Raw genomic sequence first — 25274 nt, forward strand, 5'->3', positions numbered from 1 at the left:
AGTCCTCCTCATGATGTCCATGCAAGCTTATTTCGCCTTCCTCGCTGCCTGCATTGCGCTGGCGCTGCTGCCGGGGCCGATCGTGACCCTCGTCATCGCCAACGGTCTGCGCCACGGCACGCGTGCCGCGCTCACCAACGTGGCCGGTGCGCAAGCCGGGCTTGCCATCGTCATCGGCATCGTCGCGGTCGGCCTGACCTCGCTGATGGCGACCATGGGCTACTGGTTCGACTGGGTGCGCTTTGCGGGCGCTGCTTATCTGGTCTGGCTCGGCATCAAGCTGATCTGGGCGCCGGTCGAGGGCGTCAACGTCGACGAGCCGCCGGTGCCGCCGCGCGGCGGCTTCTTCCTGCAGGGTTTCCTGGTGCTGCTGTCGAACCCGAAGGTGCTGGTGTTCTTCGGCGCCTTCATCCCGCAGTTCATGGACATGAACCAGCCGCACTTTCCGCAAGTCGCCCTTCTGGGCGCGACCTTCATGGTTACAGCGGTAATGACCGATGCGCTCTACGCCATCGCGGCAGGTCGCGCGCGAAAATTCTTCTCGGCCCGCCGCACCCGCATGATGTCGCGCATCTCCGGCGGCTTCATGATCGGCGGCGGCATCTGGCTGGCGCTGACGCGGGCAAAATAGCCCCTCCAAGGCCGGTCCGGCTTGAACCCTTCGCGGCCGCAATGCGTCCAATCGGGCATTGCCGCTGACGAAGGAATTTGCCGTGCCCGATCTCCCCTGGTTCGTCTATGCGATGCTGCTCGCGCCGCTCGGGCTCATCCTGGTCGCTGCCATCGTCAAGACCTGGCAGGTGCGCGAGGCGCGAAACTGGCCGCAAGCGCCGGGCAAGGTCATGACCTCGGTCGCCGAGTTGCGCGACGTCAAGGTTTTCGACGACGATCGCGAGGGGGGCTCTCGCCTCGAAAGCCGCAATTTCGCGAACGTGACTTACGAATATTCGGTCGGCGGACGGAAGCTGCGCTGCAACCGCATCTCGATCGGCGAGGACCTCGGCAATTTCCAGGTCGCCGAGAAGCTCGCGAAATATCCGGCCGGCAGCATCGTTACCGTCTATTACAATCCGCGCCATCCCGATCAGGCCGTGCTGGAGCGCGACCTGCCCAAGGGCCTGTGGGGCTGTCTCGGCATCGGCACGGTGATCGTGCTTGGCATCGTGTTGGGATCGGCCTTCGGCCTCAACCAGACTTATGCCTATCTCTCGCACCACGTCGCCCGTCCCGATCTCGCCGGCCTCGTGGTCGGCTTCGGCGCGTTCGGCCTCGTCATCGCGCTGATGGGGTATGCCGTGCACAGACAGGCGTCGATGGCGACGCGCTGGCCGGTGGTGCCGGGCACCATCAAGCTGTCGGGGATCGAAGACTATCACCGGGCGAGCGAACCGGGCGAGCGTCGCGGTACCGAGATGTTCGGCAAGCGGGTGACCTACACCTATCACTATCAGAACGTCAGCTACACCAATGAATGCGCGCGCGTCGCGGCCGAAACGCCTGATGCCTCCGACGAGATGCTGCGAAAGCTCATGGCTCGCTACCAGGACGGCGCGACCGTCGAGGTCCGCGTCAATCCGGCAAATCCGGCGGAAGCCACGCTCGACGCCCGCGGCGACGGCCGCATGGCTTTCGTGCTGTGGGGCATCGCCGCGATCTTCGCGGCGCTGGCGCTGTTCGTCGCGACACGCGGCGGCTAGATAACCAGCCGTTCCGCCCGCAGCTCCACCTCGATCTCGGCAAAGATCCTCGCCAGCCGTTCTGCCCATTGCTGCTGGCCCGACTGGTCCGTGATCAGATCCTGGCGGATCTCGATGCCGGTGCTGACGAGGCCGCGCCCTTCGCCGTGCACGGGAATGGTGTAGTCGGTGAGGTCGTTCACCGCATAAGGCTCGTTGTCGCCGACGACGAGGTCGCCCTCTGCGCGCAGATGCTTGAGCAGCAGCTGCGGCAGCACGGTATCGCGATTGTAGAGCGCGCCGATGTGCCAGGGCCGCGCGACGCCGGCATAGACTGGCGTGAAACTGTGCAGCGAGACCAGCACCGTCGGCCGCTCATCATGCACGCGGCGGTCGATCGCGGCATCGATGCGATGGTGATAAGGCTCGAAAATCTCGCGCCGCCGTGCCGCGCGCTCGCCGTCCGAAATCCCTTCGTTGCGCGGGATCGCGGTGGCCTCGGAGATCACGGGGATCGAGCTTGCCGCGGTCGGCGGGCGGTTGCAGTCGATCACCAGCCGCGAATAGCGCTGTGCGATCAGATGCGCATCGAGCAGCGTTGCGAGTCGCTCGGCGACGCCGGCAATTCCGATGTCCCAGCCGATGTGCCTGACAAGCTCGCTTTCCGCGATGCCGAGATCGCCCAGCGCGTGCGGCAGCATCCGTCCGTAATGATCCGCGGTGAGCAGGAAGGGCGAAGTCCCCTCCGCATTCTCCTCATGCACGGGCGGAGTGTCGCCCTCGCCGAGCAGTTGATCGGCCGCCTCGGCCGTGTGCAGGTCCATCCTGATTGCCTATGAAACGATTACGTGTCTAAACGGAGTAACGATATTGCACCGACGTCGCAACGTTAGAACAGCATGACCTCCGATCACCTCTTCGTCTACGGCACCTTGATGCGCGGCTTCGACCATCCGATGGCGCGGCTGCTCGCGGGACATGCGGATTTCCTGGGTGAAGCGACCTGCCGCGGCCGGCTGGTCCTGGTGAAGCATTATCCGGGCTTGCTGCCGTCGGAGGCAGCCTCCGACATCGTCCACGGCGAGCTGTTCCGGATGCGCGTGCCCGACGAGCTGCTGGGCGAGCTCGACATGTACGAAGCCTGCGGCGAGGGTTTTCCGGAGCCGACCGAATATCTGCGCGAGCTGGTCGACGTGACGCTGCCTGATGGAGCCGCCGGGAAGGCCTGGACCTATGTCTACAACTGGCCCGTCACCGGTTTGCCGATCATCGAGTCCGGGCGGTTTCTCGATCACTAAGCCGACAGCACTTCCTTCACCACGCGCACGTCGACCTCGTGCTCGACGTAGCTCCATTCCTCGGTCCGCCTCAGCATCCCCACCAGCTCCTCGAACAGCGATGCGTGTGCGGGGGCGAATTCGAACCAGGTCAGGAAGTCGAAGGGCTCGCCGAGGTCGCGGCAGTGATAGAGCTGGCGCGCGATCGCGGGCAGGAAACGAAGACTGCTGGCGATGTGGTGCGACTTGTCCTCGAAGATCTTGCGGCGCTCTTCCTGGGTCAGGTCCCACCAGGCCTGCGATTTGCGGATCGGGATCAGTGCCGCGCTGGTTGCTTCCACTCGGCCGAGCCCGGCCTGCACGGCGGTGAGCTGCTGCTTCTCAGGCCGCTCGGTGTAGCGCAAGCTGCTGGGAGCGCCGACCAGCCGCCACGCATTGCGCGAGGGCACGAGCGGCAACGCGATGGCCTCGCTGTCGGTGACCGACAGCGCCGGCATGAAGGGCAGGGGCTCGCCGGTCACGGGTGCGATCGAGATCACACGCCAGCCCCCGCTGTGGCCGCCTCGGAAGGTCCTGAACATGGTGGTATGGAAGCGTGGAACCGGGGGCGATTCAAGCTTTCCGTCGAAACTTTCGGCTGTGAATAGCTGGGAGAAGCCACACATGCTTCGTATTTCCCGGGGCCGTGCCTATATGCCTATCCGGTTGGCCATAATGCCGACTCAGCCCAGAAATCAGCAGCATGCGCTTCACGCCCCAATTCCTCGACGAGCTTCGGGCCCGGCTTTCGGTGTCCGAAGTCGTGGGCAAGCGCGTCAAGCTGAAGAAGGCAGGGCGGGAGTGGAAGGGGCTGTCGCCGTTCCAGCAGGAGAAGACGCCGTCCTTCTACGTCAACGACCAGAAGGGTTTTTACCACGACTTCTCCTCCGGCAAGCACGGCGACATCATCTCCTTCGTGATGGAGACCGACGGCCTGCCGTTCGGCGAGGCGGTGGAGCGGCTCGCCAGCATGGCGGGCCTGGCCCTGCCGGCGGTGACGCCGGATGCGGCGCGGCAGGAGCAGCGCCGCCGTACGCTGCATGACGTCATGGATCTCGCCGCGACCTATTTCGCGGAAACGCTGGCCTCGCGCGTCGGCGCCAAAGCGCGCGGCTATCTCGCCGACCGTGCCATCTCGCCGGCGACGCAATTGCAGTTCCGCCTCGGCTATGCCTCGCCCGATCGCTTCGCGCTGAAGGAGCATCTCGGCAAGCTCGGCGTTTCCGTCGAGGACATGGTCGAGACCGGCCTGCTGGTGGCCGGCGACGACATTCCCGTGCCCTACGACCGCTTCCGCGATCGCGTGATGTTTCCGATCACGGACATGCGCGGCCGCGTCATCGCCTTCGGCGGGCGGGCGCTGGAGAAGGACGTTCCGGCCAAGTACCTGAACTCGCCGGAGACGCCGCTCTTCCACAAGGGCGACAATCTCTACAACCACCAGACCGCGCGCAAAGCCACCCATGACGGCAGCGCGCTGATCGTGGTCGAGGGCTATGTCGACGTCATCGCCATGGTCACCGCGGGCTTTGCCGGCGCCGTCGCGCCGCTCGGCACCGCGCTCACCGAAAGCCAGCTCGCGCTGCTCTGGAAGATGGCGGACGAGCCGATCCTCTGCTTCGACGGCGACCGCGCCGGCCAGAAGGCGGCTTATCGTGCTGCGGACCTTGCCTTGCCCTTCCTCGCACCCGGCAAGAGCCTTCGTTTCGCGCTGCTGCCGGAGGGGCAGGACCCCGACGATCTCGTGCGCTCGGGCGGCCGCGGCGCCATCGAGGAAGTGATCGCGGCGGCGAAGCCGCTGGCCGAGATGATCTGGTCGCGCGAGCTCGAAGGCGGCAATTTCGCCACGCCCGAGCGCCGCGCCGCGCTGGAGGCGCGCATCAAGGAGCTCGCGAACGGGATCCGCGACGAGGTGGTGCGGCGCTATTACCGCGACGATTTCGTCGAGCGGATGCAGCGCGCCTTTGCCCCCGAGGGCGGGCGCGGCGGCTTCGGCGGCCGGGGCAATTTCCGCCAGGGCGGCGGCGCCCGCCAATTCCAGCCCCGGGCTGCGGCCGGCGCGAATCGATTCGGTGGCCAAGGATACGGTGGAGGATACGGTGGAGGGTTGGGCGGCGGGCGCCGCGGCCCGCCGGGCCTCACCCCATTACCGTCAGGCCCCTACCAGGCGGCGAGCCCCCAGCTGGCGGCGAGCCCCATCATGCGCGGCCAGCGCAGCGCCATCTCCCGTCGCGAGGCGCTGATCCTGCAGATCCTGATCAACCACCCCTGGCTGCTGCACGACCACCTCGAGGAGGTCGCCGCCCTGGAGCTGGCCCATCCCGAGGCCCACAAGCTCAGGGCCGGTATCATCGCCGCCTTCGCCAACGATCACCACCACTCCCCGGACCCGGGCGAGCAGGCCGAAAAGATGCGCGGCGATCTCGCCAAGGGCGGATTTTCGCAGGTTCTTCAAAGAGTTGAGAACGGCATCACGACCGCGGCGGTGTGGGGTGCCCGCGAGGGAGCGGCCCCCGACGATGTTCTCGCCACCTGGCACCAGCTGGTTGCCTTGCATCGGCAGTACCATTCACTACTTAGAGAACTGAAGGACGCCGAACTGGCCTTGGGGGAGGATCCCAGCGAGGCCAATATGTCGTGGCTTCGTGACGTGAAGGCTCGGCTGGCCGAAGTCGACGGCACCGAAGCCCTGATCGAGGGTTTTGGCGAGCTGTCGGGCCGGTTCCAGAAGAGCGTGTGATGAAAGAATCATGCGGACGGCCGAGGCCGGAACCGCTAAAAGACTCGCCAAATCCAAGGTTTGGCGGCAAAAACAGGGTTAATCGAGGCTTAACGGTCTTGTAGCACTTTGGCCCCCAGGCGGCCGCAGGCAGAACAGACGCGTCAGGAATGAATCCGCGCAATCACTGTTGGCACTTCACCTGCATCCGCTGCGACAAAGAGGCTCACGAAGCGTTAGGCAAATCCGGCGAGAGAAGGGTCGGGGTGGCGAGAGATGTGCGCGCCGCCCTTTCCGTGTCGAGATCTGGCGAAGCGAGAGCGTCGAGCAACAGGTTCAAGTGATTTCACGCGGGCGCGGCAAGCGTCTCGCATGAAGCGCGTTTAGGAGCAATGGATGGCCACCAAGGCAAAGACGCTGCAGGCGAAGGACAAGGAAAAAGACGACAAGGCAGCGGACGCGCCGGAGAAGGACTCCCAGGACGCGCCGTCTCCCTTGCTCGATCTGTCCGACGCGGCAGTGAAGAAGATGATCAAGCAGGCCAAGAAGCGCGGCTTCGTGACCTTCGATCAGCTCAACGAAGTTTTGCCGTCCGACCAGACCTCGCCCGAGCAGATCGAGGACATCATGTCGATGCTCTCGGACATGGGCATCAACGTCACCGAAGCCGACGATAGCGAAGGCGAAGAGGACAAGGACGAGGGCGGCGAGGACGAGACCGACAACGAGCTCGTCGAGGTCACGCAGAAGGCCGTCACCGAGGTCAAGAAGAGCGAGCCGGGCGAGCGCACCGACGACCCCGTGCGCATGTATCTGCGCGAGATGGGCACGGTCGAGCTGCTCTCCCGCGAAGGCGAAATCGCCATCGCCAAGCGCATCGAAGCCGGCCGCGAGGCGATGATCGCAGGTCTCTGCGAAAGCCCGCTGAGCTTCCAGGCCATCATCATCTGGCGCGACGAGCTCAACGAAGGCAAGATCTTCCTTCGCGACATCATCGATCTCGAAGCCACCTATGCCGGCCCCGACGCCAAGGCCGGCATGAACAATGCGATGATCGCGGGTCCTACCGGCGAGAACGGCGAAGCGCCCGCCGAGGGCGGCCAGGCCGCCGCGACCGGTGCGCCCGCGCATGTCGCCCCGCCCGCAGCGCCGCCGGCGCCGACCCCGTTCCGCGCCGGGCAACCCGCCCCCGGCGGCAGCCCGGCTGGCGAGGCCAAGGATCCGGCCGAGTCCGCCGCCGAAGCCGACATGGACGAGGACGACGAGTTCGAGAACCAGATGTCGCTTGCGGCGATCGAGGCCGAGCTCAAGCCGAAGGTCGTCGAGATCTTCGACAAGATCGCCGACAGCTACAAGAAGCTCCGCAAGCTGCAGGAGCAGGACATCCAGAACCAGCTCGAGAGCACCTCGCACGGGCCCTCGCTCTCGCCGCATCAGGAGCGGAAGTACCGCAAGCTCAAGGACGAGATTATCGTCGAGGTGAAGTCGCTGCGCCTGAACCAGGCGCGTATCGATTCACTGGTCGAGCAGCTCTACGACATCAACAAGCGCCTCGTTTCGTACGAGGGCCGGCTGATGCGTCTCGCCGACAGCCACGGCGTCGCGCGCGAGGACTTCCTGCGCAACTACACCGGCTCGGAGCTCGATCCGCGCTGGCTCAACCGTGTCTCGAAGCTTTCGGCCAAGGGCTGGAAGAATTTCGTCCATCACGAGAAGGACCGGATCAAGGACCTCCGCCACGAGGTGCATCAGCTCGCGGCGCTGACCGGCCTCGAGATCATCGAGTTCCGCAAGATCGTGCACTCCGTGCAGAAGGGCGAGCGCGAAGCTCGCCAGGCCAAGAAGGAGATGGTGGAAGCCAACCTCCGTCTCGTGATCTCGATCGCCAAGAAATACACCAACCGCGGCCTGCAATTCCTCGACCTGATCCAGGAAGGCAACATCGGCCTGATGAAGGCGGTCGACAAGTTCGAGTACCGCCGCGGCTACAAGTTCTCGACCTACGCCACGTGGTGGATCCGGCAGGCGATCACGCGCAGCATTGCGGACCAGGCCCGCACCATCCGCATCCCCGTGCATATGATCGAGACGATCAACAAGATCGTGCGCACGTCCCGCCAGATGCTCAACGAGATCGGCCGCGAGCCGACCCCGGAAGAGCTCGCCGAAAAGCTCGGCATGCCCTTGGAGAAGGTCCGCAAGGTCCTCAAGATCGCCAAGGAGCCGCTGTCGCTGGAGACGCCGGTCGGCGACGAAGAGGATTCACACCTCGGCGATTTCATCGAGGACAAGAACGCGATCTTGCCGATCGACGCCGCGATCCAGTCGAACCTGCGCGAAACCACCACGCGCGTGCTCGCCTCGCTCACCCCGCGCGAAGAGCGCGTGCTCCGCATGCGCTTCGGCATCGGCATGAACACCGACCATACGCTGGAAGAAGTGGGCCAGCAGTTCTCGGTGACGAGAGAGCGTATTCGCCAGATCGAAGCGAAGGCGCTTAGGAAGCTGAAGCATCCGTCAAGGTCGCGGAAGCTGCGGAGCTTCTTGGATAATTGATCCAAGCATCCTTCAAAACGAAAACGGCGGGCCGAGGCCCGCCGTTTTTGTTTGCCGTGGGAGAAGTTGAAGGCCTACTTCTTCTTCACCCCCACCCGCTCGAGCCGCTTGATCTCGAGCGCCGGCTTGCCGCTCTTTTCGGCGATCTCGCGGTCCTGCTCCATGATGAAGGCGCGGGCGGGTTCGTCGCCGTCGAGGCCGCCGAGCAGTTCCGAGGGAACGCGGCGGTTGGAGCGCTGGGAATCGTCTTCATAGAAGACGTTGAAGAAGGCGAATTCGCCTTTGGGGTTGGTTCCGGGTTTCTTGGCCATGGGCGGCTTGTCGTCGATTGGCGGGCCGCAGTCAAATGACTTTGGCGGTCTCCGACGTCAGTCCGGCCCCGAACGCGACGGGAATTGGTGTGGCTGATCGAAATCCAGCTGCGGGGATGTGCCGGGCGCCTGCCGCGGCGCCCCCTCGATGGGCCCTTGGCTCGACGACCCTTGTTCAGCCAGCGCTTGAATCAATAAACGGCGGGCCGAAGCCCGCCGTCTATTCTTGGTCTTCAGCGTCGCCCGGGGCTGGCGGGGCGACAACCTAAAATAGAAGGCTATAGAAGGCGCCCTGCGATGGCAAGCAAATCATGGCGGCGTCGATGTCGCAGTGAGCGGATCAGATATGCGTTGGCCGCGACCTGCGGTTTCGATTCACGTCGAAGCAATTGTTTAGACCGCCAAACCAATTTGTTCCTCTCGCCGGCCCTCGCAATGCAGCGCGCGTGACGCGCTGTGCCGACAGTTGCACCAGCCTGCACATCTTCCCGCATGCGTGCAGATGATGCAGGCTGACATATGTAAACGGGCCTCACGCTTCTCGGCGCGCGCATCATTTTGGCCGCGTGCGCTGCGCCACCTCCTGCATGGCGAGCCGCGATCCGTGTCCGCCGCTCTTGCCGCCGTCCTCGTTGCGTCCCTGCGCCATGATCGCGCTGCCCATCGCGGCCGAGCCGAAGGTGATGAGAAAGGAGGCGAGCAGCAGCGCGAGCGCAATGCCGGGCGAGCTGTCGGCGAAGATCAGCTCGCGCAGATGACCGGGGTTGAGCCAGAGCAGCCCGCCGACGAGGATCGTCGCGGCGCAGGCGCCGATCGCGAGGTTGATGGCGAGCAGGCGGAACAGCGGGATGCGGAGGAGGGAGGGGCGAGAAGTTCGATTGGGCTGATGGTTGGGCATGGCTGGTCGCTTCATGCGGGCTTGATGCGGTGACGGATCGTTCGGCGGCGCGGCGCAAGCAACAATCATAGCGCAAACTCTCTCGTCCGTCATTCCGGGGCGCGCGCAGCGCGAGCCCGGAATCCATTCATCGACCGTCTCTGCCGCCGGATGGATTCCGGGCTCGCGACTTCGTCGCGCCCCGGAATGACGGACAGTGGTGATGGCGATACCGCCCCACCTCACGCCGCCGGCGCCACCCGGCCCGCGGCTTCGCGCGCCTGCGCCGCCTATTGCCGCTCCATCATGGTCTGCCAGAGCGTTGCGATGCTCGCTTGCGTCTGCGGTGCGATCAGGCAGTGGCCTTCATTGTCGAAACCGCAGAACCGCACCGATGGGTCCTTCTTCACCTCCGTCAGCGCCTGGTTGATCATCTCCAGGCAGGTGATGGCCTCGCCGACATCGTGCAGGCGGGTGTGATGCAGGATGTCCATCAGGCGGAAGGTCATCACCGCGGGCTGGCCGAAGCTGATGCCGGGACGGCCAAGCTCGAACAGCACGTTGACGGCCGGAAGCACGCCCCTGATGTGCTCGAGCACGCCGGCGACGTCCTCCACGCTGCAGGCGACGAGATGGGACGCCTGGGGCGGGATGGTCACGGCCGCGCGGGGCGCCGCAAGGCCGAGCGAAGTGAACACCTCCTGCTCGATCCATTGTCGCACGGCTGCGGGGGCATTGCGGATCTGCTCGGCGGTCAAGGTAATTCCGGTCATGGACGCTTCTCCTGAGGCGGCTCCTGTTCGTCGCAGTCTAGGAAGCGGGCGGTGAGATGGATTGATGCGGATCAAGCCTTGTCCTTCCAAGTCTTGTTCTTTCAAGTCTTGTTCTTTCAAGTCTTGTTCTTTCAAGCCTTGCTCTTTCGGGCCTTGCACTTTGACGCTCGCTGCTTTCCCGGGCATGATCCGCGCGCTGCTTCGCAGAAGATTTTTAAGGGATTGCTCCACATGCTGAGACTGCTTCTCGCCGCCGCGTCCGTTCTTTGTCTGGCCGGCGGGTCGGCGCAGGCCGCGCGCTGCGGCGGCGATTTCAACGCTTTCGTCGCCAGCATGGCGCAGGAGGCACAGGCCGCCGGCGTCTCTGCAAGCGTGACCAACACCGCGCTCAGCGGTGTCACCCCAGACGGCGCGGTGCTCGCCTTCGACCGGCGCCAGCGCCACACCTTCAACAAGAGCTTCGAGCAGTATGTCTCGACCCGAGTCGGCCCCGGCCGCATCAATGGCGGCCGCGCCCTGCTGCAGCGCCACGCCGCGCTGCTCTCGCGCATCGAGCAGCAGTACGGCGTGCCCCGTTACATCCTGGTCGCGATCTGGGGGCTGGAGAGCGATTTCGGCAAGGGCGACATCGGCAAGATGCCGGTGGTCCGAACGCTGGCGACGCTCGCGCATGATTGCCGCCGCACCGATCTGTTCCAGGGCGAGCTGCTCGCCGCGCTGAAGATCGTGCAGCGTGGCGACCTGCCGCTGCGCGACCTGATCGGCGCCTTCGCCGGCGAGATCGGCCAGACCCAGTTCCTGCCGTCCTCCTACATCAAATACGGCGTCGATTTCGACGGCGACGGCCATGTCGACCTCCGCCACAGCGTCCCCGACGTGCTCGCCTCGACCGCGAATCTGCTCCACACCAGCGGCTTCAAGATGGGCCAGCCCTACGGCGAAGGCACCGCCAATTTCGAAGCGATGCGCGAGTGGAACAGGGCGGTGGTGTATCGCAAGACGATCGGCTATTTCGCCGACCGGCTGGCGGGGCAATGAGAGCGCTGATCTCGTAGGGTGGGCAAAGGCGCACTTGCGCCGTGCCCACGCTCTTGGAAAGTCGTGGGCACGCTACGCTTTGCCCACCCTACGACAGCGGGGCGCGAGGCAACGCCATCGCCTCACTCACGTCCCCTTCGCCATCTTCCCCAGCTTCCGCTGCAGCGGCGCCCAATACGTTGCCGGGCGGAAGCGCTGCAACAGGTCCATGAAGCGGGCGTCGTGGCCGATCAGGATGCGGGGCTCGTTCTTCTCGATACCCCTGATGATGCGCAGCGCGGCATCCTTCGGTGTGGTCCTTGCCGCGTTCTCGAACCGCTCGATCGATTGCGCGCGGCGGGAATTGTCGGTGACGCCGACGCCGGTACGCGAGTTGCGCGCAATCGCGGTGGCGACGCCGCCGGGATGCACGACCGACAGCCTGACCGGACTGCCCGCCACCGCGAGCTCGTGCCGCACGCTCTCGGAGAAGCCTCGCACCGCGAATTTCGCCGCCGCATAGGCCGATTGGCCCGGCGGCGCGATGATGCCGAAGATCGAGGAGAGGTTGACGATGTGCGCCTCGCTCCTCGTCTTCAGATGCGGTAGGAAGGCGCGCGTGCCGTGCACCACGCCCCAGAAATTGATGTCGAACAGCCAGTCCATCTGCGCCTGGTCGATCTCCTCGAACGAGCCCATCAGCGCCACGCCGGCATTGTTGACGACGATGCCGAGCGCGGGATGCGCGGAGGTCGCCTCATTCGCGAACTGGGCAATGTCGTCGGGCTCGCCGACGTCGACGCGGTGGACGCTGACCTTGCGCGTTGCCCCGATCTCGGCTGCCAGCGCCTTCAACCCCGCTTCGTCGCGATCGGCCAGCGCGAGATCGCAGCCGCGTTGCGCAAGCTCGAGGGCCAGTGCGCGGCCAATGCCGCTCGCAGCACCCGTAATGGCGGCAGCGCCGCGAATTGCAGTCATGTCGGTCCCCGGTCAAGCCCTGTGAGGGGAACTATGCTTTGGATTTTTTCAGAATGGAACCGAACCCTAGGCGAATTCGCCCCTTAACATACCTTACACAAACAAGAACTGGAGACGCTGATGGGACAGGTACAGCCATTTTGCGCAACAGCGCTGATCGTTGAAGACGACGCCATGCAGCGGGAGATGCTGAGCCTGCTGCTGGAAGAGAGTGGCTATCAGGTCATCCAGTGCGAAAGCGCCGAGGCCGCCGAGCGCGTGCTCGACAAGAGCGCCGGCGCGCTCTGTCTGATGATGACCGACGTCCAGCTCGCCGGGCGCATGACCGGCGTCGAACTCGCCCATGTCGCCAAGCACCGCAATCCCAGGCTCGACGTCGTCGTGACCTCCGGCCGTCCGCTGATGCAGCCCTTGCCCGACGGCGCGAAGTTCTGGGCCAAACCCTGGGCGCCGCTGGACGTGCTCCGCGAAGCGGAGCTCGCGCAGCTGGCGTGAGCGTTCTCGAGCCGTCATCCCGTTGCGCCCAAGCTGGCTTCCTCACCGCGAGGTGGGCTGATATGGTCCGCCCATGTCCTGGTCCTTCCTGCTCACCTCGCTCATCGTCGTCGCCTCTCCCGGCACCGGCGTGCTCTACACGCTCGCTGCGGCGCTGACGCGCGGCTCACGCGCCAGTCTCGCGGCCGCCTTCGGCTGCACGCTCGGGATCGTGCCGCACATGATGGCTGCCATGCTCGGGCTCGCCGCCGTGCTCCACACCAGCGCGCTCGCCTTTGCCGCGCTGAAATGGGGCGGGGTGCTTTATCTGCTCTACATGTCCTGGCAGGCGCTGCGCGAACAAGGGGCGCTGGCGGTCGAGGGCGACATCAGCGAGCGTTCGGTCGGCCGCGTCATCGTCACCGGCTTTCTCATCAACATCCTCAATCCGAAACTGTCGATCTTCTTCCTCGCCTTCCTGCCGCAGTTCATCGCCGCGGACGAATCCCATGTGCTGGCGCGCATGCTGGAATTGAGCGGCGCCTTCATGGCGATGACCCTTGCGGTGTTCGTCGTCTACGGCCTCTGCGCCGCCTCGGTGCGCGAGCACGTCATCTCCCGCCCGCGCGTCATGGCCTGGCTGCGCCGCAGCTTCGCCGCCGGTTTCGCCGCGCTCGGCGCCAAGCTGGCGTTCGCGGAGAGGTAGCTTCATCAGGTCGCTCGCGGCTAGGCATTTGCACTTGCAGCCATCCTTCGAGACGCCCGCTTTAGGCGGGCTCCTCAGGATGAGGGCGGAGTGCGTAGCGGCTGCTTCAACGGGCACAGTGCCGCTGAGCCTCATCCTGAGGAGACCGCCGGAGGCGGTCGTCTCGAAGGACGAGGCGTGCGTTCAGGTGCGGCCGCTATTGGCCCTTGCTCGGTGGTACGATTGAGAGAGCAAGCCAATAAAAAAGCGGGCCTCGCGCCCGCCACCTTCACACACTCTCAATCGTGACCCGAAGCCCGGGCGGAGCGAGGCTCCACCCGGGCAAAGAAAATAGAAGCCTCGTTACTTCTTCTTCGCCGCCTTCTTGGCCTTCTTCGCCTTCTTCTTCACAGCCTTCTTCGCTTTCTTAGCCATAGGATCCTCTTCAGGGTTAATGGTGAAACGCGACACGAGGGATGCTCGGCGGAGGGCCAGCCTCGCAACATCCTCGACGACAAGCTCAGCAGATTCGCAGCTCGCTGCCCCGCGCTGTCACATCCGTGTCATCGCGTTATCCACAGCTCAGATGCATTTTCGGGTGATTTTGGTGCGCGAATCCGCATCGCGGCACCGGCGATGCCGTCGCCGGCGACAGGCTTAACGATCCGCCAACAACCCGCGCTCTTCATGAATCCAAAACCAAGGCGGAACTTTCGAGGATCGCGGTGAGACTCCATTAAGCGCGTCACGCGCATGGTCGCCCGCAAGAAAACGGGGATGGGTCATGGACGGACGGCTGGCAGGGACGGGGAGCGCGACGCTGCGCATGCCGCACGCCTCATGCTGAACACACCGACGCTCTGGACCGTGTTCGTCGCCAACTTCGTGGCGCTTGGCCTGATCTGGGCCTATGTGGCGCGGTCCTATCCGAAATTCGTCGCCGCGCGGTTCTGGATGGCATCGTCTTTCGTCGGCGCGCTCGGGGCGACGACGGCGCTGGTCCGCCTGTTCGTCGCCTCTCCCTTGCCGCTTCTGCTCGGCGCAGCGGGTGTGATCGCGGCGTGCTGTCTCGCCACCATGGGCATTCAACGTTTTTATGACCGGCCGGTCTCATGGCGCCTCATGACGACTACGGGAGCCCTGAGCCTTGCCGGCATCGTGGTCTTCATGGTCGGCTTCGACCACATGCAGCTGCGCATGCTCAGCTACACGCTCGGTCAGGCCCTGCCGCTGGTGCTGGCGCTGCGTCTTCTCCTGTCGCCGCCCGAGGGCCGCGTCAGCCCGGGCGCGCGGCTGTCCGCCATCGTCATCCTCACCATGATAGGGATGTTCGTCGTACGCACCGCGGGCAATTTGCTCGGTTACGATTTCTCGGCGCAGGGCGGCGGTCAGGTCCACGGCTTCCTGGTGCTGGTTCTGCTGTTCCTGTCGATGACGCTCAATTTCGGCTTCCTGCTGATGGCGATCGACCGGCTGCGGGCCGAGGTCGCCGACCTCGCGCTGCTCGACGATCTCACCGGCGTCGCCAACCGGCGGCATCTGTTGCAGCGCCTGACCGAGGAATGCGCCCGCTCGGAGCGCAGCGGCGCGCCGTTCTCGCTGCTGGTCATCGACCTCGACGGCTTCAAGGCCATCAACGACACCCACGGCCATGCCGCCGGCGATGCCTGCCTGCAGCACTTCACCCTGATGGCGCAGACGCGGTTGCGGCCCGGCGACATGCTGGCCCGCACCGGCGGCGACGAGTTCTGCGTCGTGCTGCCGTCATCGTCCTTGCGCGAGGCCGCGACGATCGCCCGCCGCGTGCTCGAGGTCTGCCGTCAGGATGCCGAGGCCTGCACCGGCAGCGAGATCCCGATCGCGATCTCGATCGGCGTCGCGCAATGGGATCGCGGTATCGGCGAATTCCCGGATCGCCTGATGGCCAATGCCGACCACGCCCTCTATGCCGCCAAGAAGAACGGCAAGAACGATTTTGCCGTCTACGATCCGTCGCCGCCGCTTTCGCCTGAGCCGATCTGCCGGGGCGAGGCCGCGCGCAATTTCGGCTGAGGCCATGCTAGGTTGGGTCTTTCGTTGGATCCGCATGATGATTGCTCGCCTGCTCGCGGCCGTTCTCGCCGCCCTCTTTCTGATTGCGCCTGCCGCTGCCGGAGATGCCGAGCTCGCAAAGCTCGCACGTGCCTCCGGTACGCCCGACATTCCCGGCCTGAAGATGGTCTGGCTGGCGCCATGGGGGGACGTCCTGAGCGTAAGAGGTTGGCGCAACATCATCGTGCACCAGACCGAGGGGCCGGCGGGCTCGGCGCGCGGCGGCGCGGCGGAGCAGTCGAAGAACCCGACGCGGCGCGGCGTCACCGTGTGGGTCGAGACCGACGGCACGGTCTATTGGGCGGTCGCGGAAAACCTGGTGCCGACCCATGGCGACGGCGCCAACCGCAACGACAACAAGTACATCGACAACAGCGCGACCTATCGCCGGGTCGTGCGCGACAATTCGATCGGCGTCGAGTTCGCCGGCAATTACCCTGATGTGACGACCGGTCCGACCGACGCGCAGGTCGCGGCGTGGCGCGTGCTCGTGAAGCTGCTGCGCGCGCGCTACGACATTCCCCTCGATCACGTCTATGCCCACAACTGGATCGACTACAAGGATTCGCGCTATTGCGAAGGCTGCTGGCTCGCGACGCTGGCGAGGATGTGGGGGGAGTGACGGGAGGCGTCACACCGACTGCGCCATCCAGCCGAACAACCGTCGCATCAATCCCGCCCGCTGCGGCAATTCGGGTGGATCATCGACGGCGAGCACGGGTTTGAAGAAGTAATCCAGGAACACCATGTCGTTCGGCTCGGTGACGCTGAACGTCTCCTCGCCGAAGAACACGCTGTAGCTGAAGAAGAACGGCCCCATGATCGGGATCGTCGCGGTCGACGCATAGTCCTTGGAGATCACGAATTCCGACGGCTCCAGCCCATGCTCGCGCATCGCCTGTTCGACCTGCGGCAGCTTGCGCATGAACTGGGCGGAAAAACCGCCCACGGTGGATTGCAGGATGATCGACACGGTGTGCGTCCAATCGATGCTGATCGCTCTCAATCTTGGGTCGGTTGACCGGCGAGGCGGGTTCAAGATGCCTCGCCCGCCTCTGTCCGAACATGCTCGACATCACGCGCAAAAAAGCCGGCGTTGCCGCCGGCTTTTCTCTTTTTTCGATCCGCCAATTTCTCTCCGCGGAAACGCCCCGCTTAGTGCGCGGCTTCCAGCGCGGCCTGTTCGGCCCTTGCAATCGTGCCCTTGACCGCTGACTGCACCTTCTCGAAGGCACGGACCTCGATCTGGCGGACGCGCTCGCGCGACACGCCGAACTCGGCAGCGAGGTCTTCCAGCGTCATCGGCTCATCGGCGAGGCGGCGAGCCTCGAAGATGCGGCGTTCGCGCGGATTGAGCACGCCCATGGCGCCGTTCAGCGCGTCCCGGCGTTCGTCATATTCCTCGTGCTCGGCCAGCATGGCTTCCTGGTTGGGCGTATTGTCGACCAGCCAGTCCTGCCATTCGCCGGCTTCGCCGTCGTCGCGGATCGGTGCGTTGAGCGACGCGTCGCCACCGAGGCGGCGGTTCATGTCGATCACGTCCTGGGCCGTGACGCCGAGACGCTTGGCAATGATCTTGACTTGGTCGGGGCGCAGATCGCCCTCATCCAGCGCGTTGATCTTGCTCTTCGCCTTGCGCAGGTTGAAGAACAGCTTCTTCTGGTTCGCAGTGGTGCCCATCTTCACGAGCGACCAGGAACGCAGGATGTACTCTTGAATCGACGCCTTGATCCACCACATGGCGTATGTAGCGAGACGGAACCCCTTCTCGGGTTCGAAACGCTTCACCGCCTGCATCAGGCCGACATTGCCTTCCGAGACGACCTCGGAGATCGGCAGGCCGTAGCCGCGATAGCCCATGGCGATCTTGGCCACGAGACGGAGATGGCTGGTGACGAGTTGATGCGCCGCGTCCCGATCGTCATGCTCGCGCCAACGCTTGGCGAGCATGTATTCCTGCTGGGGTTCCAGCATCGGGAACTTGCGGATCTCGGCGAGGTAACGAGAAAGGCCGGATTCTCCATTGAGGACCGGCAAAGCAGCGGTACGGGCCATACTGAAGCCCTCCAAAGGTTCAGGCCCCCGATAGCGGCGGGCCAGGCAGACGACCGCTGTGTTAAAGCCGGCCGTAGCTGCGATGTTCCACGTTGGTCATTTCCAACGCAGCCGCAATATACCCCATCGGGGGGCAAAAAGGGAAGGATTGCTGACGTCACGTCCCCGTGTGGCAGCTATAACTTTTTGTAATGTAACGCTTTTCTTAAAACCCCTGCGTCATAGCGCCGCTTTGAGGGCGCCTTGCAAGAGAAGCAAATCCTCCGGCAAAGCCGCCTCCCAGTGGAGTAATTCTCCGGTCCTCGGGTGCTCCAATACCAGCAGATACGCATGCAAGGCCTGCCGTCCAAGCGCGGCGAGGGCGGCTTGCGACTCGGTGCCAAGCTGGTTCGCCTTCGTCTTGAAATGCGGTCCATAGACGGCATCCCCCATCAGGGGATGGCCGATATGGGCGAGATGGACGCGGATCTGGTGGGTGCGCCCGGTCTCGAGCTCGCAGGCGAGCAGCGTCGCGATCGGCTTGCCGTCGCGCCCGTTGAAACTCTCCAGGATCTCCCAGTGCGTGACGGCCTCGCGGCCGCCCTGGCGCACCGCCATCTTCTCGCGCGCATGCGGATGGCGGTCGATCGGCGCGTCGACGGTGCCGCGATGACGGCCGGGCACGCCCCAGGCAAAGGCCATGTAGCCGCGGCGCATCGCGCCGGTGCGGCCGTGATCGGCGAATTGCGCGGTCAGCGAGGCATGGGCGAGGTCGTTCTTGGCGATCACCATCAGCCCCGTCGTGTCCTTGTCGAGCCGGTGCACGATGCCGGGCCGGCGCACTCCGCCGATGCCCGACAGCGAAGCGCCGCAATGGGCGATCAGCGCGTTCACCAGCGTGCCGGTCTCGTGGCCGGCGGCAGGGTGCACCACCAGCCCCTTCGGCTTGTTGAGAACGACGATGTCGTCGTCCTCGAACACGATATCGAGGGCGATATCCTCCCCCTTCGGCTCCGGCGGGGCCGCTTCCGGCACGTCGATTGTGATCGTATCGCCGGATGTGACGTGATAAGCGGGGTCGCGGATCGCGGAGGCCTTCAGGCTCACCGCGCCCGCCAGGATCAGGGCTTTCAGCCGCGATCGCGACAGGTCGGTGAGGTGTGCCGCCAGCACGCGGTCGAGCCGGGCCGAGCCCTCGCTGCCTTGGACGACGACCTCCAACCTTTGCGCAGAGCCAAGACCCTTAGGACCAAGACTTTCCATGACGATTTCTGACACCGCTGTTCCCGAACCGAGCCCCGAGCAGGCCGCGCTGTTCGCGCGGGTGCGGCGGATGATGCTGATCGCGGGGTTGACCACGGCGCTGGCGATCTGCGCCGTGCTGATCGCGGTGGGCTACCGCCTTTTCAAGTCCGAGGGAAGGGCGGCCGAGCCGGCCGGCGACGTCACCGCCATCCTGCCGAAGGGCGCCAAAATCGTCTCGACCGGCCTCGCCGGCGACCGCCTCGTGGTTACCCTGGACGTCGGCGGCGTCATCGAGATCCGCACCTTCGACGCCCACACCCTGAAGCCGGCCGGAAAGCTGAAATTCGCCAATGAGCCCTAAAAGGCCCGTCGGGGTCCTTGCGGCGGACAAATTTCGAGGCTATTGGCTAGCCATCACGCTCCCTTCGTCTAGCGGTTAGGACGCGGCCCTCTCAAGGCTGAAACAGGGGTTCGATTCCCCTAGGGAGCGCCAGCAAATTCAATAGGTTAGTCTGGTTGGAGGCGTGTACTTGACCGCCTTCTTCAAGTCATCTCACCGATAAACAGCACTGAATTCTCCTCATCGCGGCTAACGGTGCAGTCTCCTTAGAGACTTCGCCGAAGGAGGAACAGTGGCCGACGAGTTGATGACTTCAGGCTCGCGAATCTCAGGTTTGAGGGTGCTCGCGGAGAGCTTGATCGACAATTGGTGGAAGGAGGTGCTGGAGAGCAAGGACCTGTTGCTTGCGGTCCGGAACGGATACCTGAACGCCTATGTCAAAGGTCAGAGCGTTTTCAAGATTGCGTTCGCGAAAGGCGGCAGCAATGGCAGCGAGCCCCGTCTTGCGATCCATTACAAGTATCTGGTGAAGCCGGAGCTTGAGAAAAAGGATCCGTATGTCTCGTTCGATGGAAAGGCGTTCGATCTCAACCCCGCCGACATCGTGAACACCGATTACCAGTCCAAGCTCACCTTGCCGCAATTGATTAAGACGGCTGCGCGATTTGCCGGGCCTGAAAAAAGCGGGGTGCACAAGATCGCCAGGAAAGAGCCGAAGGTCGTTGATCTCGAAATTGCCTTCACGAAGGCAGGGGAGAACGGCGATCTATCCGCGCCGCGGATGGATATCGCAGTGCTGGTCCCGGGAAAACCGGGCAAAGCCGAGTTGGTCTTTTGCGAAGCAAAATGCGCGGATAATCGCGAGCTGTGAGACCTGGAAAAGCTTCCCAAGGGAGCAAAGAGCCTTCCACTTCCGGAGCGCTCCACAGCCGTGATCGCTCAAATCAGAAAGTATGAGCAGTTCATTCAAGCCAAGCAAACGCGGGAAAGCCTGGTTGGGGGCTACGTCAGCACCTGCAGGAATCTGATGGAGATCAGCGGTCAAAGTCGGGGCAGGCGGGTCGATGATCTCGTCAAACAGGTTACCGAGGGGAAGGTCGAGCTGTCTATTCATCCCTACGTTTACCTCCTGATCTACGATTTCGGCCAGGACGAGAAGGAGGGCCGTATCAAGAAAAAGCGGCTGGAGCTGAAAAAGGAAGGCGTCAGGACCATCGCCAAGGGCAAGCCCGAGGACTTCCAGTTGGCCAACGATATCTTGAGCGAGAATGCGAAATGGACTGGTTCGAGCGGCTGACGGATTTTCGCGAGAGCAGACACGCGTGCCAGGATCAAAGTCGAGGGCCGTGAGCTCCAGTCCCTCGTCAACGGAAAGAGCTATGGCATCGGCGAACTCGAGATGGTGTCGTTGCAGTCGTTGCGTGAGCGGGCAGTTTCCCTCAGTCGTCCGGAAGGGCGCCTGAGATTGGAAGTGGTTCGCGGCGATGTCCGACAGATGCCGCGCACGCCGGTGCGTTTTTCAGGTTGCCTCCCAATTCAACCTGCTGGAGATGACCGGTCCCGCCGTGACTCCTGAGGACGGAGTCACCCGCTATCAACTGATAAGGTTTGGTCGCAAATGGAGTCAGTTCTCCGACTGATAAGGAAAAGCCACAAAGCTTATCAGTTTAGGATTGGGTGCTGCGTTCGCATAATAAGCGGTTGTGGAACGGCCGCTGTCAGCGTACGAGCCGACGTCGCGGCGCCGTTCGCGGAGGTCCGCTTCTAAGCGTGGTGACCTCTCTGCGGAGGGGACACCCATCGAGATCTGGACGAGGGGCGAAGGCGCGATCGGCGTCCAGTTCGGTCCCGGCAGTGTTGGGTACCGGTTGACATTGCAACCCAGCTCAATTGCGCGACGAGGTCGTGCGCAGGATGGCGTGACGCTTGATCTCGGCGCCGGTCCTTGGCGCTTGGCACGTCGTAGCGACCGAGCCGAACTCGGTGCAGACCTTGCGCCGGACGCGCTCCAGCGACTGCCAGGTCGCGGCCCGCGCGACTATCACGTCATTGTCGCGGATGTCGGCGACGACGTGCGGGGACATCGCGAGATCGGCAATGGCGAAGGTCTGCATCTGCGCTTCGGGAAACGCACGTCCCATAGCATCGGCATCGACGACCGGCAGTCCGCTTGCCGCGGCCGCCAGGAGCGGCTGAAACGCGTTGCAGCCGCCGATTTCCACCGTCATAACGGCGCGGAAGCGCTTGCCGAGATAATCCTCCATAATTCGCAGCGGCTTGAGCGCGAAGGCCGGATCGGTCATCCGCTCCTGAAATACCAGCGGCGCTCCCATGGTTGAGAGCACCGCGACGAGGTCATCGTCGGCAAGCTCTTCCGCATCGAGAAGCTCGACGCTCCCGCCGTCATTGTAGAAGTTCTTCATGCTGAGATACGACGAATAGGGGGATCCGCCGCCGCCCGTTCCCAATATCCAGGATCCCGTGGCGAGAAGCTCCAGCTCGTGGCTCGCGATAGGTCTCGACACGCGTTGTACCCGCTTAACTTGCTTCTTGACGGAGCGCCGCCCGGCGGGGCGAGCGCCGTGAAGGGTGGGCAGTCAAGCCACCTTCACGGCGCCGAATGTCTTCACGATTTCCAGCCACCACCGGGCAAGCGACCGTGATACGGGGTATCGCGGCAGTGTCCCCACGGACCGCGCCAGTCGCCCGGAGGGCAGCCATTCCAGCGGTAGGCATCGCGGTATGGTCCAAAATAGCCACCCGGATATGGCCCCGTACCGAATCGGTGGCATGCGCCGCCCGGTCCGCGATACCCGTTGGGCCCGCATCCGTCGGCTGCTGCCGCGGGCTGTGTCAACATCAGCGACGAGCCCAGGGCCAGTGCGCCTAAAACGCAGATCGATTTGAGCATTTCAATCTCCTTTTGATACTGTCCGACTCCTCTCATAATTTCCCGAAGAGGATTGGACCGACGGTCGCGATATATGCTCTCGACTTGGAGGAGCACAAATACGGCCTCGATATGCGGGTATAGGCTGAGTATATGGGGCGAGCCGAATTCATCGTGCACGAAAGAACAATCCGGCGCACGGGCGTCATTTGTTATCCGGCGCCTTTGAGCAGGCACCGCATCTCTCCCTGATTTGCTGCTCCAGACGCAGCGTATGCTCACGCAGCGAATCGTAGATAGGTGGATCGCGCAACAGCATCGGCAGCAGCATCGCAACGAGGCAGGCGCCCAGCATCGGCAGCAGCATTGTCACGTTCGCGGTCATCTCGGCGACGAGAACGATGCCGGTCAGCGGCGAACGCACCACGCCGGTGAAGAAGGCCGCCATGCCCACGAGGGCAAAGGCTTCCGGCTGAATATTGAGCGCGGGAAGGAGATGACGACAGGCCGCTCCGAACAGCAGCCCGGATTGCGCTCCCAGCACGAGCAGTGGTGCAAACAGGCCCCCGGGCGTGCCAGCAGCGTAGGAGAGGGGGCCCAACCCGAACCGGATCAGGAATGCCAGCGCAACGATCGCCGGGCTTTCGTAGCCGATCAGCGCGCGTTGGGTGATCTGATCCCCGCCGCCGACCAATTCGGGTGCGAACCAGGCCAATATGCCGACGCTCGCGCCGATCAATCCGGCGCGTAGCTCGACTGGTGACTTCGCAAATCGATCGCGAACCGCCAGGGCCGCCAGCAAAGTGCGGTTGTAGGCGATGGCGAGCAGGCCCGCGACGGCGCCGAGAACGAAGAACAGAGGCACGGCTTCGGCGTCGGGATAGCTCAACGGCGCGACCCGGAAATCAGACGCATCGCCGAGAAACAGCCTTGCGATCGGAATCGCCGTTGCCAACATGGCAAGGGTGCCGACGGCAACTCTTCGATCGAACCGGTGGATCAATTCCTCGAGCACAAAGACGACGCCGGCAATCGGAGCATTGAAGGCCGTTGCCAGCCCCGCGCCGGCGCCGGCCGCGAGCAATACTCGGCAATCGGCCCAGTCGAGTCGGCAGATCCGCGCGGCGAAGACCGCAATGCCGGCTCCCATCTGGACGGTGGGCCCCTCGCGGCCCAACGCCAGGCCGGACCCGATCGCCAGAAGCCCTGCGAAGAATTTCACCGGCACCAGACTAAATGGAGCCGGCGGAATCTGTTCGTGAAGGACAGCTTCGACATGCGGAATGCCGCTTCCCGACGCGTGTGGCGAGAATCGACGTACCATCCACGCAGCGACCGAGGCCGCAATAACGCACGTTCCCACGATGATCAGGAATCCCAAGATGGCGTGGCCATGGGCCCAGGCGATCATCGTGTCCCGCAGCCGATCGGCATGCTCCAGCGCAACGCGGAAGATCGCCCCAACACATCCGATGATCGCCCCGGCAACCAGGGCAATCGCCACGAGTCTCAAAAGACTCCGGTCTTCTCCCGCCGCCTGTCGGAGTTCATTCCGGCTGATGGTCATGGCCGGCAAATCTTGACCAAAGGCACTGACGGATGTCCCGGGAAAGAGAGCGAGGAAATATTCGCCGGACTTTCCGAGAGACTATCATGGATTCCGCGGGATCACGCCTATCCGGCGTGGCGAAGGGCCGCATCGTGCGGCCGCGGTCGCGAGCCCTTGGCCAGGCGGTCGAGATAGGTCTCGATCGAAGCCCAATCCCGGGCCGCGGCGGACACAGCCAGATAGCCGTCGGGTCGCACAAGCTCGATGCCCGCTCCATGTGCGGCCGGCCGGATTGCAGGATCGACAAGGTCGCTTCGCAGTGCGGGTGTAGGCTCTCCTGATGCTCGCCCAGCGCGCAGAGTGAAGCGTGGCGCGTCGCCCGCTCCATAAGGTATCTCGTCGTCGAGCGGCCGCATGCGTTTGCCGGCCTGGGAATTTCCCGAAGCGGTATCGTTGAGGGGGCTATCGTGATAGCCGATGGAGATCTCGGTCATCGACCCTTTAAGAGCCTGTTGAACCGGCGAAAGTCCGAGCGCGAAATGAGCGACGACGTTCCGAATATGCTGTGCAATCGGGTTGTGGATTGTTGCAATCTTGGTCAGGCGTCCCGCGGTTGCGATCACCTCGGCCCCGACGGGTCTGCGCTCGGTGTCGTAGCTGTCGAGCAGCGAGGGATTGGCGGACAAGCCGCGGCAGACCATCGCGAGCTTCCAGGCGAGATTTATCGCATCCTGCATGCCCGTGTTCATACCCTGGCCGCCGGCGGGGCTGTGAACGTGCGCTGCATCCCCCGCGAGAAATACGCGCCCGGCCCGATAGGTCGAAATCTGTCGCTCGTTGATGCGGAATGTGGAGGTCCAGACCGCATCGCCCAGCACGATGTTGCGGGAGCCGCGCCGGTCGACGATGGCCTGGAACGCTTCAGGCGACGGTGGAACGGGCATCGCTCCGTTTGACGGAGCAAGGCTCGCAATGATGCGGTATCGCCCCGGTGCCATCGGGAAAAAGATGAGCGGTCCATCTTCATGCCAGTAGGTGAAAAGCTCGTTCAACGGATATGGCGAACCGGTCATGTGGAAATCGCCGAGCGCCCAGTCGGTGCCCATCGTGCCGCCCTCGAAGCTGAGGCCGAGGCTGTGTCGAATGGGGCTGTGGGATCCATCGCAGGCAATGAGCCAGCCGAATTTTTCGGCTTCGACGCGTCCGTCGGCGTGGCGGAGGGTTGCCGTGACGCCGTCAGCGTCTTGCGTAAAGGTTATCAGCTCGACGCCAAGTTCCGAAGGTGCGCTGAAGCGTTCGAGGTGCCGTTCGAGCACGGCCTCCGTATCGGACTGCGGGAGCATCAACGCGAACGGATAGGGCGTGTCGACATCGTCGAACTGTACCCGTGCCATCGGCTCGGACCCCGCGATGATGTTTGCAGCGGTGACCTTGTTGCCGAGTGCGATGAGCTCTGCGCTGGCACCGGCACGGTTGAGAAGTTCGAGCGTTCGGGGCCAGATTGCGATTGCGCGTGAGGTATCGCCACGCTTCGTCATCTTGTCGATGAGGCGTACGGGCACCTGGTAGCGTGCAAGCTCGAGCGCCATGGTCAGCCCGACCGGGCCAGCTCCGACGATGAGGACCGTATCTGTCATGGCGTGTTCTTCCGTTGGGTTCGTGCCAGGGAATGGCGAGCATGCCGTTCCGACGCGTCACTCGCTTAATATCGCGGCCGGTGCAAATAATGATTGAGTATGTGGG

At 64.0% G+C, this 25274-nt stretch carries 26 protein-coding genes and 1 tRNA gene; 14 read left to right on the forward strand and 13 right to left on the reverse strand.

The features are described 5' to 3' along the window. Positions 1 to 10 precede the first annotated feature (10 nt). Both CIT39_RS06060 and CIT39_RS06065 read left to right on the forward strand, forming a co-directional pair. Positions 11 to 631 (forward strand): LysE family translocator, encoded by a 621-nt coding sequence (locus CIT39_RS06060; RefSeq protein WP_162308369.1) that lies wholly within the window; start codon positions 11 to 13, stop codon positions 629 to 631. An 82-nt stretch (positions 632 to 713) separates the two neighbouring features. Then, complete coding sequence (locus CIT39_RS06065) at positions 714 to 1697, forward strand: DUF3592 domain-containing protein (RefSeq protein ID WP_094973477.1); 984 nt, start codon at positions 714 to 716, stop codon at positions 1695 to 1697. Here CIT39_RS06065 and CIT39_RS06070 read toward each other — a convergent pair. Further along, complete coding sequence (locus CIT39_RS06070; RefSeq protein WP_094972963.1) at positions 1694 to 2500, reverse strand: N-formylglutamate amidohydrolase; 807 nt, start codon at positions 2498 to 2500, stop codon at positions 1694 to 1696. The genes CIT39_RS06065 and CIT39_RS06070 overlap by 4 nt on opposite strands. A 75-nt stretch (positions 2501 to 2575) precedes the next feature. Here CIT39_RS06070 and CIT39_RS06075 point away from each other — a divergent pair, with 75 nt between their 5' ends. Next, the gene (locus CIT39_RS06075; protein WP_094972962.1) at positions 2576 to 2974 is read left to right on the forward strand and encodes a gamma-glutamylcyclotransferase family protein; all 399 of its coding nucleotides are present in this window, start codon (positions 2576 to 2578) and stop codon (positions 2972 to 2974) included. On the opposite strand, the gene CIT39_RS06080 is transcribed toward CIT39_RS06075, so the two are convergent. Beyond that, on the reverse strand, positions 2971 to 3534 hold the full coding sequence (locus tag CIT39_RS06080) for a chlorite dismutase family protein (RefSeq protein WP_094972961.1): 564 nt from the start codon (positions 3532 to 3534) through the stop codon (positions 2971 to 2973). The two genes, CIT39_RS06075 and CIT39_RS06080, sit on opposite strands and share 4 nt — an antisense overlap. Before the next feature lie 161 nt (positions 3535 to 3695). On the opposite strand from CIT39_RS06080, the gene dnaG reads away from it, so the two are divergent. Both dnaG and rpoD read left to right on the forward strand, forming a co-directional pair. Then, entirely contained in the window at positions 3696 to 5732 is a 2037-nt protein-coding gene (gene dnaG / locus CIT39_RS06085) for a DNA primase (RefSeq protein ID WP_094972960.1), read from the forward strand. Positions 5733 to 6107: 375 nt separating this feature from the next. Further along, on the forward strand, positions 6108 to 8267 hold the full coding sequence (gene rpoD / locus CIT39_RS06090; protein WP_094972959.1) for an RNA polymerase sigma factor RpoD: 2160 nt from the start codon (positions 6108 to 6110) through the stop codon (positions 8265 to 8267). 74 nt (positions 8268 to 8341) lie between these two features. On the opposite strand, the gene CIT39_RS06095 is transcribed toward rpoD, so the two are convergent. The 3 genes from CIT39_RS06095 to CIT39_RS06105 all read right to left on the reverse strand — a co-directional run bounded on the left by CIT39_RS06095 (position 8342) and on the right by CIT39_RS06105 (position 10228). Further along, positions 8342 to 8578 carry a hypothetical protein gene (locus CIT39_RS06095; protein WP_094972958.1) on the reverse strand — a complete coding sequence of 79 codons (237 nt, stop codon included), beginning with the start codon at positions 8576 to 8578 and terminating at the stop codon, positions 8342 to 8344. A 553-nt stretch (positions 8579 to 9131) separates the two neighbouring features. Further along, positions 9132 to 9476: a hypothetical protein gene (locus CIT39_RS06100; protein ID WP_094973476.1), complete on the reverse strand. Its 345-nt coding sequence runs from the start codon at positions 9474 to 9476 to the stop codon at positions 9132 to 9134. Positions 9477 to 9745: 269 nt separating this feature from the next. Then, positions 9746 to 10228, reverse strand: a complete 483-nt coding sequence (locus CIT39_RS06105) for a hypothetical protein (protein WP_094972957.1) — start codon at positions 10226 to 10228, stop codon at positions 9746 to 9748. A gap of 231 nt (positions 10229 to 10459) precedes the next feature. On the opposite strand from CIT39_RS06105, the gene CIT39_RS06110 reads away from it, so the two are divergent. Further along, complete coding sequence (locus tag CIT39_RS06110) at positions 10460 to 11266, forward strand: lytic murein transglycosylase (RefSeq protein ID WP_094972956.1); 807 nt, start codon at positions 10460 to 10462, stop codon at positions 11264 to 11266. Positions 11267 to 11392: 126 nt separating this feature from the next. On the opposite strand, the gene CIT39_RS06115 is transcribed toward CIT39_RS06110, so the two are convergent. After that, a complete protein-coding gene (locus CIT39_RS06115) occupies positions 11393 to 12223 on the reverse strand; it encodes an SDR family NAD(P)-dependent oxidoreductase (protein ID WP_094972955.1) in 831 nt (276 codons plus the stop codon). Between the two features lie 120 nt (positions 12224 to 12343). Here CIT39_RS06115 and CIT39_RS06120 point away from each other — a divergent pair, with 120 nt between their 5' ends. From CIT39_RS06120 to CIT39_RS06135, 4 genes are all read left to right on the forward strand, one after another. Then, the gene (locus CIT39_RS06120) at positions 12344 to 12718 is read left to right on the forward strand and encodes a response regulator (RefSeq protein ID WP_094972954.1); all 375 of its coding nucleotides are present in this window, start codon (positions 12344 to 12346) and stop codon (positions 12716 to 12718) included. 73 nt (positions 12719 to 12791) lie between these two features. Beyond that, entirely contained in the window at positions 12792 to 13403 is a 612-nt protein-coding gene (locus CIT39_RS06125) for a LysE family translocator (protein WP_094972953.1), read from the forward strand. 819 nt (positions 13404 to 14222) lie between these two features. Beyond that, the gene (locus tag CIT39_RS06130; protein WP_162308370.1) at positions 14223 to 15434 is read left to right on the forward strand and encodes a GGDEF domain-containing protein; all 1212 of its coding nucleotides are present in this window, start codon (positions 14223 to 14225) and stop codon (positions 15432 to 15434) included. A 34-nt stretch (positions 15435 to 15468) separates the two neighbouring features. Further along, complete coding sequence (locus CIT39_RS06135) at positions 15469 to 16095, forward strand: peptidoglycan recognition protein family protein (protein ID WP_094972951.1); 627 nt, start codon at positions 15469 to 15471, stop codon at positions 16093 to 16095. A gap of 9 nt (positions 16096 to 16104) precedes the next feature. Here CIT39_RS06135 and CIT39_RS06140 read toward each other — a convergent pair whose 3' ends face one another. The 3 genes from CIT39_RS06140 to CIT39_RS06150 all read right to left on the reverse strand — a co-directional run bounded on the left by CIT39_RS06140 (position 16105) and on the right by CIT39_RS06150 (position 18878). Next, entirely contained in the window at positions 16105 to 16446 is a 342-nt protein-coding gene (locus CIT39_RS06140; protein WP_094973474.1) for a hypothetical protein, read from the reverse strand. 182 nt (positions 16447 to 16628) lie between these two features. Next, positions 16629 to 17528 carry an RNA polymerase sigma factor RpoH gene (gene rpoH / locus CIT39_RS06145; protein WP_094895121.1) on the reverse strand — a complete coding sequence of 300 codons (900 nt, stop codon included), beginning with the start codon at positions 17526 to 17528 and terminating at the stop codon, positions 16629 to 16631. 219 nt (positions 17529 to 17747) lie between these two features. After that, entirely contained in the window at positions 17748 to 18878 is a 1131-nt protein-coding gene (locus CIT39_RS06150; RefSeq protein ID WP_414645243.1) for an RluA family pseudouridine synthase, read from the reverse strand. On the opposite strand from CIT39_RS06150, the gene CIT39_RS06155 reads away from it, so the two are divergent. The 4 genes from CIT39_RS06155 (at position 18769) to CIT39_RS06170 (ending at position 20389) form a co-directional block, all read left to right on the forward strand. Then, entirely contained in the window at positions 18769 to 19113 is a 345-nt protein-coding gene (locus tag CIT39_RS06155; protein ID WP_094972949.1) for a hypothetical protein, read from the forward strand. The genes CIT39_RS06150 and CIT39_RS06155 overlap by 110 nt on opposite strands. 57 nt (positions 19114 to 19170) lie before the next feature. Then, positions 19171 to 19245: transfer RNA gene (locus tag CIT39_RS06160), tRNA-Glu, on the forward strand. A gap of 139 nt (positions 19246 to 19384) precedes the next feature. Next, positions 19385 to 19963 carry a hypothetical protein gene (locus tag CIT39_RS06165; protein ID WP_148667279.1) on the forward strand — a complete coding sequence of 193 codons (579 nt, stop codon included), beginning with the start codon at positions 19385 to 19387 and terminating at the stop codon, positions 19961 to 19963. A 60-nt stretch (positions 19964 to 20023) separates the two neighbouring features. Next, positions 20024 to 20389 carry a hypothetical protein gene (locus CIT39_RS06170; protein WP_094972947.1) on the forward strand — a complete coding sequence of 122 codons (366 nt, stop codon included), beginning with the start codon at positions 20024 to 20026 and terminating at the stop codon, positions 20387 to 20389. Between the two features lie 589 nt (positions 20390 to 20978). Here the strand turns inward: CIT39_RS06170 and CIT39_RS06175 are convergent. The 4 genes from CIT39_RS06175 to CIT39_RS06185 all read right to left on the reverse strand — a co-directional run bounded on the left by CIT39_RS06175 (position 20979) and on the right by CIT39_RS06185 (position 25168). Next, positions 20979 to 21617 carry a DUF917 domain-containing protein gene (locus CIT39_RS06175; protein WP_094972946.1) on the reverse strand — a complete coding sequence of 213 codons (639 nt, stop codon included), beginning with the start codon at positions 21615 to 21617 and terminating at the stop codon, positions 20979 to 20981. Positions 21618 to 21718: 101 nt separating this feature from the next. Next, a complete protein-coding gene (locus CIT39_RS33150; protein WP_408612834.1) occupies positions 21719 to 22003 on the reverse strand; it encodes a hypothetical protein in 285 nt (94 codons plus the stop codon). 184 nt (positions 22004 to 22187) lie between these two features. Beyond that, complete coding sequence (gene clcA / locus CIT39_RS06180) at positions 22188 to 23549, reverse strand: H(+)/Cl(-) exchange transporter ClcA (RefSeq protein ID WP_094972945.1); 1362 nt, start codon at positions 23547 to 23549, stop codon at positions 22188 to 22190. Between the two features lie 107 nt (positions 23550 to 23656). After that, on the reverse strand, positions 23657 to 25168 hold the full coding sequence (locus CIT39_RS06185; RefSeq protein WP_094972944.1) for an FAD-dependent monooxygenase: 1512 nt from the start codon (positions 25166 to 25168) through the stop codon (positions 23657 to 23659). Between the last annotated feature and the right edge of the window lie 106 nt (positions 25169 to 25274).

It is taken from the genome of Bradyrhizobium symbiodeficiens (assembly GCF_002266465.3).
Taxonomy (GTDB): Bacteria; Pseudomonadota; Alphaproteobacteria; order Rhizobiales; family Xanthobacteraceae; genus Bradyrhizobium; species Bradyrhizobium symbiodeficiens.